At 45.5% G+C, this 15,421-nt stretch carries 5 protein-coding genes and 2 pseudogenes; 1 reads left to right on the plus strand and 6 read right to left on the minus strand.

The annotated features are described in order from the left end of the window. From BEA93_RS02200 to BEA93_RS02225, 6 genes and pseudogenes are all read right to left on the minus strand, one after another. On the minus strand, nt 1-368 hold a 368-nt coding region (locus tag BEA93_RS02200), incomplete at its 3' end, for a pyridoxal-dependent decarboxylase (protein ID WP_236942287.1). A gap of 360 nt (nt 369-728) precedes the next feature. Beyond that, nucleotides 729-3,038, minus strand: a pseudogene (locus BEA93_RS02205) (M16 family metallopeptidase); the annotation flags it as partial. Next, a pseudogene (locus BEA93_RS02210) lies at nt 3,034-4,785 on the minus strand (TonB-dependent receptor plug domain-containing protein); the annotation flags it as partial. The pseudogenes BEA93_RS02205 and BEA93_RS02210, both read right to left, overlap by 5 nt. A 37-nt stretch (nt 4,786-4,822) precedes the next feature. Beyond that, nucleotides 4,823-6,508, minus strand: a complete 1,686-nt coding sequence (locus BEA93_RS02215; protein WP_105224339.1) for an ABC transporter ATP-binding protein/permease — start codon at nt 6,506-6,508, stop codon at nt 4,823-4,825. 276 nt (nt 6,509-6,784) lie between these two features. Continuing rightward, on the minus strand, nt 6,785-7,945 hold the full coding sequence (locus BEA93_RS02220; protein WP_105224338.1) for an anaerobic sulfatase maturase: 1,161 nt from the start codon (nt 7,943-7,945) through the stop codon (nt 6,785-6,787). A 52-nt stretch (nt 7,946-7,997) separates the two neighbouring features. Then, nucleotides 7,998-9,680 (minus strand): sulfatase-like hydrolase/transferase, encoded by a 1,683-nt coding sequence (locus tag BEA93_RS02225; protein WP_001516373.1) that lies wholly within the window; start codon nt 9,678-9,680, stop codon nt 7,998-8,000. A 783-nt stretch (nt 9,681-10,463) separates the two neighbouring features. Here BEA93_RS02225 and BEA93_RS02235 point away from each other — a divergent pair. Next, complete coding sequence (locus tag BEA93_RS02235; RefSeq protein ID WP_105224337.1) at nt 10,464-15,356, plus strand: invasin domain 3-containing protein; 4,893 nt, start codon at nt 10,464-10,466, stop codon at nt 15,354-15,356. Nucleotides 15,357-15,421: the final 65 nt, after the last annotated feature.

Genomic DNA, 15,421 nt, shown 5'->3' on the forward strand with positions numbered 1-15,421 from the left:
GTGTTGGTGCCAACGGCCTGACCGTTTTTCGGCGCAGGCGCGTGCCACAGATCAGCAACCATGTTTACGCAACGCAGATCAATTGCTGCGGACTGCGGATATTCTTCTTTATCGATCCAGTTTTTATTGATCGACAGATCCATCAGCTTATGAACATTTTCATCGTCCCAGGTCTGACAAAATGTGGCGAGGTTTTGTCGGGCATTGCCATCCAGGTATAATTCATCATTGATAATCTGGAAGGCGATATCATCGCGCATTTCATGCAGCGGAAAACGTTTCGATTCCGCGATAGTGGAAATTGCCTTTGCGCCAAAACGTGAATCGAGTAGTTCAGACCTTAAATCCGTTACTTGCTTCTTATCCATTTCAAACTCCTTAAAATGATTGGAACGCATTAAAAAAAGTAGGATTTATTGATAAAGTAAGCAAGCGTAAAGGCCTCGGTTTCAAATAACAAAATCCTAATTTTATTTTGTTGTTTGAAAATGGATTTTTTATTTTGACAAGTAAAAACAATAAGATAGGAAGATAATCAATGATAATATCACTCTTTTTATTGTTATTTTAGTCCGTTCTCTTACCCTCCGAAATTATCACATAAAAATTGGCCTTTAAAATATCATTATTAGTTCGCGGTTAATTTTTTGAAAAACTTTCAAAGGTTGTCAAACAAACACGTTAATTATACAGAATACCCCGCCAACAAAGTTGGCGGGGGTAAGTTATTATTTTGGCAGCAATACTCCAGTGTAGGTATTCGCGGGTTTACTCAGATATTCTTTAACTGTAGCATTAACATTTTCCACAGTCATATTCTTTAACACTTTCTCCTGCGTCATCCACACAGCAGGATCATCATATTGAATAATACTATTCACAATAGTGTTCGCTAATTGCTGAACGCTATTTTGCTGAATATCGAGGCTGCGTTGAATATTTTGCTGATATTCGTCCAGCTCTTGCTGACTGATCCCTTTAGTCAGACGTTTAGTCATTACCTCATTCGCCAATGTTAACAGTTCGCTATGACGTTCAGGTTGACAGGTGAAAGCCAGCAAATGGCTGATATCTTTGGCCTTAGGATCAACCGAGAGACGAGAAGAAACGCTGTATGCTCCGGATGCCTGTTCACGAATATTTATCCGCAGATCTTTTGCCAATGCGACGTTGAATGCATCCAGTGCCATGCGTGTCGCCAGGTTAATAGGTGTCCGGGGATCATACCGCGTCCACTGTGAAACTTGTGCTACAGGTTCATTTTGTTCTTTTACAGTAACAGCCGCGTTATCCGTCGCGCGGGTTAATGGTTTACCTGCAGCCAATGCTGAATCAGAACGTTTGATTGATCCTAAGTAACGCGTAATTAACGGCAGGAGTTTGTCTTCTGCCACATTACCGACAATCACAAAAGTGATATCTGCTGGGGAAGAAAACAACTGACGATCGGCAGCCAATGCGTCTGCGGCAGAAAACTGTGCAATCTGTTTTTCTTGCAGTAATTTCGTGCGCTCATCGGCATAGCGTGTTTCGTACATCTGCTGAGCGAATTTCTCTGCCGGGCGTTGATCGAGCGTTCTCAACGCTTGAATTTGAGCATTTTGTAACGATGACCAAATGTTGTCGTTAATTGTGCTGCGGGTGATCCGCTGGTTAATTAACTGAAAACCGGGTTCAGGATTATTAGCCCGTGCGCTAACAGACAGTAGTGTATTCAAGCCACTGACTTTACTGCTCATGGTCACTGAGTTTTCTGCGCTCCAGCGTTTCAGGCTGGAAGAGGAGAGATCGCCAACTCCGCTACCGCTAACGGCTTTATTTGCCAGCGCAATAAGTGATTTTTGTCCCGCAGGGAAACTCAAATCGCCTTTATCAGAGACGGCAATAATTTGCAGCTTTTCTTCTTCGCCCGTAGATTTTGCCAGAATGACGTTTGCGCCATTAGAAAGGGTCAGTGACGTCAGATTTTCAGCCAGTCTTTTTTGGCTGGTTATTTTTGCTTGTGGATCAGCGTTTACCGTTAAAGATAAATTTCTGCCAGGGAAGACATAAGCCGCCAGTTTCTTGTTGGCATATTCATTTTCCAGCGCCGTAATGGCTGCAGGAGATAATGCATTTTGGGCTGCAGTATCATTGTTGACCATTTGTTCCCAAAATGTGTCCTGGTTCTTTCTTAATTGCTGCCATTTTTTCGCCAGGCTTTGCACGGTAATTTGTGGCCACAGGCGTTTAGAAAGCTGGTATGTCTCTTCCGGTGAAAGGAATGGCGTATTATTTAACGAGCTGGATGCCAGGCGGCTGGTCAGCATCCGCAGATCGCGTTCAGCCTGTTGCTCAGCCGCATTTTTCAGCCAGGTCAGACGGGTGGCTTTTACATCATCAAGCTCTGCAACGGAAAAACCATGTTGGTCGATAGTTGCCAGTTCTGCCATTAATGCATTCGCAGCATCCTGCATATTATCGTCCCGCGCATTTACACGGAAAAACAGCGACTGATAATCAGGCGCAATTTTAATACTGCGCGCGGTGCCACCGGAAATAGTCTTCAACTCACCGGACTGGATCCGTTCCAGTAATCGCTGATTAAACAACTGAACCAACATGCTCCATTCTGCCTGTTCGACAAAGCTTTGTTCATCGGTCACCTGAACCATTGGCATGCGATAATAGAGTGCGATACCGTTCACCCGATTTTCTTTATCATTAATGATATTAAAGCGCCGGCGGTTTTCTGCTTCCGTTGGCCATACGCGATTTTCAGCCGCTTTGTTTGCCGGAAGTTTACCTAAATTTTCCTTTATCAACGCCAGCGCTTCTTTACTGTCGATATCACCAACGACGATAAAGGTCATATTATTCGGCTGATACCAGCGTTGATAAAATTGGCGCAGTTGTTCCGGCGCGACCGTTGCGACAATATCCATCAAACCGATCGGTTCACGGTCTAAATTGCGTGTATTTGCCAACAGGAAAGGGCGACGCGCCTGAGATGTGCGCCATTTAACATCCTGATGCGCGCGCCATTCCTCGGTAGGTACGACTACTTTTACTGATTTGATCATGCGCCTCACGGTAAACATAGTTTGCCCGCGCAATAACGTTATTACCGATCTTTTGCTGCAAACCTATTGCCAGTTCGTCATTATAGGGTGTTTTCAAATCCTGATAACGGGTGAGCGTTTTATTGCCTGAAATTGATTCTGTCCAACTATTACGGATGTCTCGTAACCCCATATCGAGAATATTTCCGCCATAATAGCGGTTATATCCGGCGGTAATTATTGAGGTTTGATCAGCGAAAATATCCCATTCCGTCATAAAGCGGGGAGAGATATTGTGGTTTGACAGGTAGTTGTCATAGTCATAACGCACGCCAGGCATCAGCGACACATTGCGCCAGCTAATACGATCCGCGATGTACAGCGTGTAGTTGTCAATTCCAAGGCTACCTTTACCTTTATGGTAAATGGTATGGTTAGTTTTCTTTCCTGCGGCATTAATTACATAAGATTCAGACTGATTATGACGTTCCGTCCATGCATCGGAATAGATGTATTCCGCACCGAAGTAAGGCTGATGCGAGAAATTGCCCACTTCAACTTTTTGCCAGTCAAGTCGTGTTTTGAAGGTGTAATTATCAACAGCCTGCGAAATATGCCCCAGCCCGCCACGGGTGCAACGTCCTGTAATATCACCATATGTGCATGAGAGTTCGGTGTACCAAATGTCATGGTCGTGACGGGTATAGTCACTGATATGATCCCAGCCGACAGTGGTATGCAGTTTGGCCCATACGAGTTGTGTGTCCATATCCCATGCCAGGCCATAAGATTTGTTGCCCATTTCGCGGTCAGACTCGGGGAAGGTGCTGGTATTATAATCCCGGCGAGAACCGGTATATTTAAAGGTTAAATCGTGGGTAAAACGCTCACTGGCAAACCAGGTAAATTTACTTAATGCTGTATCGATAACGTTTTTATACTGCGCCCGACCTGCAACAATACCGTCATTCGAAACATAATCTGCGCGGATAATGTCAGACTGGCGGCGGGAGAAACCAGCAGTCACGCCAAAGTTATCAGTGAGTTCCTGATTAAATGACAAGGTGTAAAAGTTCTTTTTAAAGTCGGGAGAATAATAAGTACTTCCTGAAGACCCCTGGTTAAATGCATTCTTGTTATTCTCATCGATATGAGACGTTAACCAGTCCGAACGCGTTGTGCGATAACTCAGCTTTACGCTGTCATCATCAGCATTAAAGCGTTTGATCTTTGCATCTATCACTCCACCATTAAAGTGACCAAATTCAACCGGAACAAAACTGTCATAAAGCGTGACATTGTCCAGTAAGCTGACATCAAGATAATAACCCTGTGACATCCCGCTAATATTGGTTGCACTGCTGGCATCCGATTCATTCGCCGGGTTCAGGTTATTGGTGGCGCTAATACCATCAATCAAATAAGCATTCTGGTAGGGCGATGCACCGTGAATGGATATTTTCTCCGGGCGGATCTCCCCCTGATTCAACGAGGTGCTTTGCGTTGAATTCATACGCACCGCTGGGTTTGTTTTTAATAAATCGCTGATATTGCCATTACCTGTCGGTAAACGCTCGATGCTTTCACTGGTGTAATGCGTGTTACCGTTTACGGGCACAGGGACAGGAGCATAGACTGTCATCTCTTCAAAAACAGGCATATACTTGTCTTTGTCGTCGACGGCCTGCGCCATATCAGCGCCAGCGCCACATAAAATGACGCCAGAAATAAGAACTCGCTTCATTTATTTTTATCTCCGTATAGCAGGGCATTTATCGTTTTTATAAAACCGCGCTAATGTCACAAATATCATCCGCCAGATCCCAAACACCAGGCTGATGGGTCACCATAATCACACCGCTTTCAGGTAATTTTTCGCGCACTAAACGCAGTAAATGGATAGCCTCTTGCTCCTCCAGATGTGACGTTGCTTCGTCGAGAAATATCCATTTCGGACGTCGTAAAATTAACCGAGCCAGCGCAATACGTTGTTTTTCGCCGCTGGAAAGAATATCTCCCCAACGATCGTGGTTATTAATGCGCGTAGCCAATTTACCCAGCCCAACCTGATGCAACACCTCGCTCAACGGCTCATCGTCTATAGGGTGCGGAAGTGCTTTACAAATGTTCTCTTTCAGTAAGCCGGTTTTGATTAACGGCGTTTGTGACACATACCAACTGTCTGCAGGAGAAGAAATATCACCTTTAAACCACGGCCAGCAGTGGGATAATGTTTTAAGCAGCGTTGTTTTTCCCGCACCAGAGTATCCTTTCAGCAGTAGCCATTTACCTGGAGAAACATGAAAGTTCAGGTTTTCTAATATGACTTTATTATCGGGGGTACGGATACTGGCATCAGCAACCTGAACGGCATGATCGCAATTTTTGGGTTTATTTGTCGGGCGCTGTTCAGTAAGTTGATGAAATTCATACAACCGATCGATAACCGCTGCCAGCTCTGCAAGTTCATCGTATTTATAAATAAACCAACTCAGATTGTTGGATACCAACATAAATGCCTGACGTGATTTCATCAGCCCACCTAAATTGATCTGCCCGCTGATAAACTGCGGTAGCAATAGAAAGTAGGGGAGAACACTAAGCGAGCGTGAATAAACATTCTGCCAATAGTCAAGCCAACGCTGACGATTCATTAAACGGTGCCAGTTGTCTTTTATTGTATGAAAATTGTCGCTCAACTCCTGACGTTGCAGCGTTTCAGCATTGCTTAACGCAATTAACTCCGCTTGCTTATTATGCTGCACAAGGTTAGTTCTAAAAGTCGCTTCGCTACGTTGCTTCTCCACATTAAGCGGGCGGATACGTTTACCCACTTTATGGGTAAACAACGTGCCACCAATAACAATGAGCACGACGGTATAAACCATATAACCCTGGATATTCCACTCCGTTCCACCAACCGTGAATGAGAGTGTCCCCGCGCTTTGCCACAGAATAACGGTGAAGGTAATCAGCATACTCAGTGACTGAATGAATCCGAATGAAAGGCTAAGTGTTTTGCTGATCAATAGAAGGATATCTTCAGCGATACGTTGGTCAGGATTATCGGTATTCTTATCCTCGCCGTAGATCTGTGTGAAGTAGTAGTTTTTATCTGTAAACCAACGATTGAGGTAGTAATCTGTTAACCATTCGCGCCAGCGAATAGTCAGTAGTTTAATTAACCATGTTTTGTTAACGGATATTAATACGAAGATCCCCAGCAGAGCAGGAAACCACAGGACAAGCTGCCAAAGTTTATCGGTTTCTTTCTGGCTTAGCGCATTGAAAAAATCATTGTTCCAGTCATTCAACCAGACCTGAATTTTAACCACGCCAAGGATCATGGCGAGGATAATAATGATTAATAATACTGAAGTTTTATTATTCTTACGTAGCCAAAAAGGCTTCAGCAAGCAGAGGTACTTTGCAATTAGCATACAAATGGTAATGGGAACAATTATCATTAACGAAATTTGATTGTGCCACCCAATGATTGGCTATAGCAATGATTTACTGATGAAATTTACTTAAGTGTCTGTAACTATATGATATATATTGATAATTATTGTTGTACTGGTTACTTTCATGCCCTTGATTATCAAGAGTATTGCAAAAGCATGTCTGAAGACGCTCCTCCAGAACAACAGATAATGATGGCTGAACCCCCCGGCCTGAGTCTGTGCCGGGTGTTCTGCTGAAGTCGTAAGAAGGATGATATGACCGGAGTGAATGCAGGAGTATTATTTATTACTCTCCATTCGTTTTGCGACATCCATAATGTGATAAAGGGGGACTTTATTTTTAGCGAGTTCAACCATTGCATTCATATATGGCACCATAGTTGTAAATAGGATTTTATAACCTTCACAGAAGTACGATACTACCTCATTATTCACTTTTGTGATGCGATGTTTAGGACAACCACCATTACAAATTGGCTTGTAAACACATTGCTGGCATTTTTTTGATATCAACTTTTTTTGTGCAGTCAACTGCACGCTTTTCATCATTTTTAGTGCAGCGTTATTGATGTTGCCAATTTTATATTGCGGGTAGACAAAATGATCGCATTCATAAATATCACCATTACTTTCCACTACCAGATTGTCTTTACATGACTCCTGGAAAATACAGCTAGTATGCCCATTTCCCAGAAAACGGCTGACAAAACTTTCAAACTGGCGGATGAATATTTCACCAACATCATTTTTAACCCACTGCATAAAAATAGCTGACATAAACTTGCCATAGGCGGTGGGTGGAACAGAAAAATCGATGATACTGAACGTATTCTCACCATTGCCCGTAAAATCTACATTCGGTGTCCCCGTCTCCAGTAGTTCTATAAACTGCATATGCTTACTACCGATAGATTTTAAAAAGTTATAAACCTCAAGAGGATGTTGGACGTTAATATTGTTAATGACAGTTAGCGTATTAAACTCAACCTTATACTTCTTCAGACGATCAATTGCCGTCATGACTTTTTCAAATGTCCCATTACCCGAATTACTGCGTCTGTAACGATCATGTAATTCTTGCGGGCCATCAATTGAAATACCGACCAGAAACTTATGCTCTTTGAGAAAGGCGCACCATTCATTATTCAATAAAATACCATTGGTTTGTAACGCATTATGAATACCTTTTCCCCCAGCATAGCGTTGTTGGTAGTGAATAACCTTACGAAAAAAATCAAGACCCGCGAGAGTAGGTTCGCCACCTTGCCAGGTAAAATAGACCTGATCACCTGAGGCAGCAATGTATTGTTTAATGAACTCTTTCAGAGTGCTGTCATCCATCCATTTTTCATGACTAAATTGCGACTCTTTTTCAAGATAAAAACAGTAATCACATTTGAGATTACATTGAAAACTGGAGGGCTTGGCTGTCACGTGCATTGCTATCTCACTCAATAAGGCGGCGGAAAATCTCCGCCGCATAAGGGGTTAGTTATTTGGCATCGCTAAGTGCTTTCTTAATATTGTTAAACTTCTCCTGATTCACCTGACTAAGCGGCGGTTGGCTGCTGTTGATAAACTCGCTTACCACACCTTGCATCTCTTTAACAACTTGTGGTTTAGCAGCAGCGAGATTCTCTTTTTGTTGTAGATCGGTGAGTTTGTACAAACCTAACTGGTTATTTTCCACGGTATAGACAAGAGAGTAATCATTATTTCTCACCGTATAAGAGAACTGGCTTAAGTCCTCGGTATTCGGATTGTGAGGATAATCATCTGACTCATGGCGGACAAATTTATGGTAATTATCCCAGAATGGAATATTTTCCTCATCAAACCAGTGAGAGTAGGACGTTACCCAGGTCAGGTTTTTATGGGGTTCGCCTTGCTTCTTATCTTGCAACCACGGGAGTAATGAAACGCCGTCCAGTTTAAGATCTTTTGGAATGTTGATATCGGCAGCATCCAGAGCAGTAGGGTAGAAATCCATAGCAGAAATTAACTTGTCATAATTTCCTGGCTGAAGTTTTCCTTTCCACCACATGAACATCGGCGTATGCGTTCCGCCAGGATAAGTCTGACTCTTATAGCCTTTTTGCGCACCATTTAGCGGTAGTGGGCCATCGATGACCGCACCATTATCAGACGTAAAGAGAATAATGGTGTTGTCGTACTGACCATTTTTCTTCAACTGTTCGAGAATCCGTTTTACACCTTGATCGACGGAGTAAACCGATGCGTAGTAATTATCTGCAGTTTGGCTACCGGTATTGAATTGCTTCTGATATTGCTCCGGTGCTGGATTGTCATTCGGCAGATGCGGCGCGTTATAAGCCAGATAAAGCATAAATGGTTGGTCGAGTGCTTTAGCCCGGTCAACAACACCAATTGCTTCGTCCGTTAACTGATCGCTGATATAACCCTTTGCAGGTACGCGTTCACGATTTTTGAACAGCGAAGGTGAGTTGTAATAGGCTGTTCCCGCTGCATGGAACCCCATAAAGTAATCGAAGCCGCGGTTTTGTGGTTGCCATTCTTCCGCGGAGAATGTGGTGAAGTTGTCATGATAGTCACGGGTTTGTTTATCTTCCGGAACCGGGACATTACTGATTTTAGACAGATGCCATTTACCCACAGCCGCGGTGTAATAGCCATGATTCTGGAATAATTCGGGCAGGAAAGTTTCTGTCAGGGGAATACCATCCTGAGCATCGGTATTGGAGTAAACACCAAAACGGGCAGGCGCTCGGCCCGTCATAATTGCAGCACGGGATGGACCAGAAACACCGTGAGCGACATAACCATTAGTAAAACGTACACCTTCATCCATTAAAGAAAGAAGAGTTGGCGTTGATTTTTGAGCCGCTTCGATGGCTTTATCAATACCTATTTTGTAGGTATTGACAACTTCCCTGTTTTCCATTGTTTTTGGATCAAAAGACCCTTTATCAAACGGTAGTTGTCCATACCCAAGATCATCCATGGTCAGTACGATAATATTCGGCTTTCCTTCGGTACTGTATTCAGTCGGCGTAAAATCCGAAAAAGCCACGTTAGTTTTTGTTGCTTTCAGTTTTACATCTTCTGCTGCATGAGCCGCGAATCCGGCCATACCTGATGCCAGTATTAAGGATATGGATGTGCTCACAACACTTTTTTTTAGTGCAGACGTCATAAAATTTCCTCTTTTTATTGTACTTAATTCCAAAGTAATTTTACGAAGAAAAATAAGTGAATGTAAGTGAAGTAAGTCACATTAAGGGACAGTAGATTTGACTAAAAATAAGCAAACTAAAGGCCATAATTGGTTGACAAATGAAAGATGTTAACTAAGTAAATTCTGATCACCAAATAACTATCATCTTGAAAAGATTAGATATTTTTTGGTGTTGAGCGCAATACAAACATTATTGCTTCATATTTTTTATTGCAACTTTCCACTCCGGTGCATAAAGTTGTGATGTTCATCACAATATAAACTGATGCGTCGGGAAGATAAAAAGAGGGGCGCTTATAGATACTTTATTAATTAAGCGTTCTAATGCATGCTTTTATTTTATAATTTAAATGTTCTTGCTATTTTATCTCCTTATCACTGTGAAATATGTTTCTATCAATAAAAGCCAAATTAGCTCTACCACAAAAATATTTCATCTCACGCTGTTTAAATAATGAAGTTGCTGCGATTTTTTAGCAAAAAAATAGAACGTAAGAATATATTTTACGGCTTGCACAAAAAGCTAAATTTGCACTCACAAACAAAAATATAATCCCGGCCCTGTCATCCGGCGAGTAGTCGCAACCACTGAATATTCAGGGTGACGATGCGCTTTCTTTCATAAAGGTATTTCCTTTTCTGCGGAAAAGGAAACCGGGAAATACCCGGTTTTTCTGACAAGCAAACGTTTTATTTGCGTTTGCTTATGTTCGTTAATTCGTTCATCAGGAAATTATCTCAATGTCACGTTTAAAAAAGGCTTATAAACAACCACGTTTTCGTTATTCAGCCCTGGCCCACTGCGTGGCGTGGGCAAACATCTCTATTCAGGTTCTTTTCCCACTGGCTGTTACCTTTACACCGACAATGACGGCGCGAGCGCATAATGCGGCTCTGCCACGTCTAAGTACGGAAAATACTGCGGTTGCTACTGACAATAATGCAGACAAAAACATCGCGTCGTTTGCCGCGAATGCCGGTAAATTTTTAAGCAGTCAGCCGGATAGCGATGCGACACGCAATTTTGTTACCGGAATGGCCACAGCGAAGGCTACTCAGGAAATCCAGGAGTGGCTTGGCAAATATGGTACGGCTCGAGTCAAATTGAATGCCGATAAAGATTTCTCGCTGAAGGACTCTTCGCTGGAAATGCTTTATCCAATTTATGATACCCCGACAGATATGCTGTTCACTCAGGGGGCAATACATCGTACCGACGATCGTACTCAGTCAAATATTGGTTTCGGCTGGCGTCATTTTTCAGGCAATGACTGGATGGCGGGGCTGAACACATTTATCGATCATGATTTATCCCGTAGCCATACCCGCATTGGTGTTGGTGCGGAATACTGGCGCGATTATCTGAAACTGAGCGCCAACGGTTATATCCGGGCATCTGGCTGGAAAAAATCGCCGGATATTGAGGATTATCAGGAGCGTCCGGCTAATGGTTGGGATATCCGCGCCGAGGGCTATTTACCGGCCTGGCCGCAGCTTGGCGCAAGCCTGATGTATGAACAGTATTATGGCGATGAGGTAGGTCTGTTTGGTAAAGATAAACGCCAGAAAGATCCACATGCCATTTCTGCCGAGGTGAACTATACGCCAGTGCCTCTTCTGACACTGAGTGCAGAGCACAAACAGGGCAAGAGCGGTCAGAATGACACTCGCTTTGGCCTGGAAGTTAACTACCGGATTGGCGAACCTCTGGAGAAACAACTCGATACGGATAGCATTCGCGAGCGTCGGGTACTGGCAGGCAGCCGCTATGATCTGGTTGAACGTAATAACAATATCGTTCTTGAGTATCGCAAAGCTGAGGTGATCCGTATTGCCTTGCCAGACCGTATTGAAGGTAAGGGCGGGCAGACGGTGTCTCTTGGCCTCGTGGTCAGCAAAGCAACTCACGGCCTGAAAAATGTGCAATGGGAAGCGCCGTCTTTGCTGGCCGCAGGCGGTAAAATTACCGGTCAGGGTAACCAGTGGCAAGTGACGCTCCCGGCTTATCGTGCAGGCAAAGACAATTATTACGCGATCTCTGCGGTCGCATACGATAACAAAGGCAATGCCTCGAAACGCGTGCAGACAGCGGTGGTCATTACCGGAGCGGGTATGAGCGCCGATCGTACTACGTTAACGCTTGATGGCCAGAGCCGTATCCAAATGCTTGCTAACGGGAGTGCGCAAAAGCCGCTGGTTCTGTCTCTGCGAGACGCCGAGGGACAGCCAATCACGGGCATGAAAGATCAGATCAAAACTGAACTGACGTTTAAACCTGCCGGAAACATCGTAACGCGGGCCCTTAAGTCCGCTAAATCACAGGCACAGCCAACACTGGGTGAGATCACCGAAACAGAAGCCGGGGTGTACAAGTCTGTCTTCACCACCGGTACGCAATCAGGTGAAGCAACCATTACTGTGAGCGTTGATGGCATGAGCAAAACCGTCACGGCTGAACTGCGTGCCACTATGATGGATGTGACAAAATCGACTCTGAGTGTGAATGAGACGTCAGGTGATGTGATTGCCGATGGTCAGAAATCTTACACGTTGACGCTTACTGCGGTGGATACCGATGGCAACCCGGTGGAGGGAGAAGCCAGCCGTTTGCGCTTTGTTCCACAGGACAACAGCGGTGTTACCATTGGCACCATTTCGGAGATAAAGCCGGGGGTCTACAGCGCCACGGTTTCTTCGACCCGTGCCGGAAACATTGTTGTGCGTGCCTTTAGCGAGCAGTATCAGTTGGGCACGTTACAACAAACGCTGAAGTTTGTTGCCGGACCGCTTGATGCAGCGCGCTCAACCATCACTCTGAACCCGGATAAACCGGTGGTTGGCGGCACGCTTACGGTAACCTGGGCGGCAAAAGATGCCTATGACAACCCAGTGACCGGCCTTACTCCAGATACACCGTCATTAACGGGTGCAGCCGCTGCGGGTTCTTCAGTCTCAGGCTGGACGGATAATGGCGACGGGACGTGGATCGCGCAAATTTCTCTGGGTACTACGGCGGGTGAATTAATTGTTATGCCGAAGGTCAACGGTCAGGATGCAGCAGCTAATGCGGCTAAAGTGACTGTGGTAGCTGATGCTTTATCTTCAGGCCAGTCGAAAGTATCCGTTGCAGCGGATCGCATTAAAGCAGGGGAAAGCACGACAGTGACGCTTGTGGCAAAAGATGCGCATGGTAACGCTATCAGCGGTCTTTCCCTGTCAGCAAGTCTGACGGGTGCCGCGTCTGAAGGAGCGACCGTTTCCAGTTGGACTGAGAAAGGCGACGGTTCCTATGTTGCTACGCTGACTACCGGCGGAAAGACGGGTGATCTTCACATCATGCCGCTATTCAACGGCCAGCCAGCAGCCACCGACGCTGCGCAGTTGACCGTTGTTGCGGGGGATCAGGCGGTTTCTAACTCAACGTTGACGGTAAAAGATAGCGTTCTTGCTGTTGAAAGCGCAACGGAACTGACTTTCTCCGCCAGAGATCAGTTTGGAAATGCGCTTACCGATATCGACACTGCTAAACTTGGCGTATCGCTTTCCGGTGATGCCGCGTCTGGTAGTTCGGTTACAGGCTGGAGCCATAAAGGCAACGGCGAATACACGGCTATTCTGCGTTCGGGAACACGGGCAGGCGCGTTGAACATTATGCCGCAAATTGATGGCAAAAACGCTACAGCAAAGGCAACTCCGATTAATGTTAAAGCGGGTACTGTTTCGGTTGACCACGCGGAAATGACGGTATCGAAAACGTCGATTACCGTTGGTGAAAGCGTCACACTGACGCTGACGATGACGGATAAATACGGCAACGCAATCACCGGCATTACGCCTGAAACACCACAATTTGGTGGTGATGCATACAACATCAACCAGCAGCGTCCATCCGTCAGTCAGTGGACGGATAAGGGCAATGGAACCTATACGGCGGTGCTGACTGCTGGCGCAACGGGAGTTGGTGAGCTGACTATCATGCCGCGAGTTGATGGCTCTGACGCTCTGAAACAGGCGGTTTCTGTCACCATTGCCGCCGGGGAGATGTCATTAGTGAACTCCACGTTCGTAGCTGATAACGATGCCCCGATGATCAAAACAACGACACAACTGATCTTCACGGCGAAGGATGCGAACGGTAACCCAGTCAGAGGTCTGAAACCTGATGCTCCAGAAATTAGTGGCGCAGCCAGCACAGGGACGGAGCAACCTTCGGCAGGAGCCTGGACGGAACAAAGTGATGGCACTTATGTTACGACGTTAACTATAGGCTCTGCAGCCGGCCAACTGGTTATCTGGCCGCGGGTGAATGGCAAAGATGCTGCTTCGCAACCGCTATTGCTGAACGTTGTGGGTAACGCATCTGAGGCTAACATTCACGATATTTCAGTGAATGTTGATAACCAACTGGCTGATGGACAGTCTGCCAACAAGGTTACTCTGACCGTAACGGATTCCTATGGTAACCCGTTGCAGGATCAAACTGTAACGCTGACTCTGCCGGAGGGAGTGAGCAGTAAGACGGGGAATAAGGTAACAACGAATGCTGCAGGTAAAGCCGATATTGAGCTGATATCAACCGTTGCCGGGGAACACAAAATCACGGCTTCGGTGAAAAACTCCCAGAAGACTGCCACGGTGAAGTTCAAAGCGGATGCCAAAACTGGCCAGGCAAGCCTTCAGGTTGATACCGCCCAAAAAGCAGCAAACGGCAATGATGCCTTTACGCTGACGGCAACTGTTGAGGATAAACACGGCAACCCTGTTCCCGGAACTATGGTCGCCTTTAATCTTCCCCGGGGCGTCACACCGCTTAATGACGAGAGTACCTGGGTGAAGACTAACGATGAAGGTAAAGCCGGGCTGCGTGTTGTTTCTGTGGTTGCAGGAACGTATGCAATCACAGCCACGGCAGGAAATGACCAGACTTCGGATGCGCAGAGCATCACGTTTGTGGCCGACAAGGCTACGGCAACCATCTCGAACATTGAGGTGATTGGCAACCGCGCACTGGCAGATGGTAAAGCCAAACAGACTTATAAAGTCACGGTTACTGATGCCAATAACAATATCGTGAAAGATAGTGAAGTGACGCTGAGCGCCGAGCCAGCAACGTTAGACCTGGAGCCGAACGGGACTGCAACAACCAATGAGCAGGGGCAGGCTGTATTCACCGCCTCTACCACTAAAGCGGCGATATATACGCTAACCGCGAAAGTGAATCGGACTGACGGTCAGGTATCGACGAAAACAGCCGAATCCAGATTCGTCGCGGATGATAAAAATGCGGTACTTGCGGTCTCTCCTGAACGAGTAGAGTCTCTGGTGGCAGACGGGGTGGCGACCGCAACACTGGAGATCACTCTGATGTCGGCAGGCAACCCTGTTGGGGGGAGTATGTGGGTCGACATTCAGGCTCCGGAAGGGGTGACGGAGGATGATTACCAGTTCCTGCCATCGAAAGCCGATCATTTTGTGAGCGGAAAAATCACGCGTAAATTCAGTACTACTAAGCCAGGGGTATATACATTCACATTCAACACTCTGACGTATGGTGGGTACGAAATGCAGCCAGTGACGGTGACAATTAACGCAGTGGAGGCTGCTACTGAAGAAGGTGAGGAGGCAATAAAATAATTTCTCCAGGTATGAAAAATTCGCTGTAATAAAGAATAATGGCGTTGACACACGCAACGCCATTA

It is taken from the genome of Escherichia sp. MOD1-EC5950 (assembly GCF_002965345.1).
Lineage (GTDB): Bacteria > Pseudomonadota > Gammaproteobacteria > Enterobacterales > Enterobacteriaceae > Escherichia > Escherichia marmotae.

Coding starts and splice junctions, on each gene's coding strand:
- BEA93_RS02225 (WP_001516373.1), bottom strand. CDS start 9,680: ATGACGTCTGCACTAAAAAAAAGTGTTGTGAGCACATCCATATCCTTA.
- BEA93_RS02215 (WP_105224339.1), bottom strand. CDS start 6,508: ATGATAATTGTTCCCATTACCATTTGTATGCTAATTGCAAAGTACCTC.
- BEA93_RS02220 (WP_105224338.1), bottom strand. CDS start 7,945: ATGCACGTGACAGCCAAGCCCTCCAGTTTTCAATGTAATCTCAAATGT.
- BEA93_RS02235 (WP_105224337.1), top strand. CDS start 10,464: ATGTCACGTTTAAAAAAGGCTTATAAACAACCACGTTTTCGTTATTCA.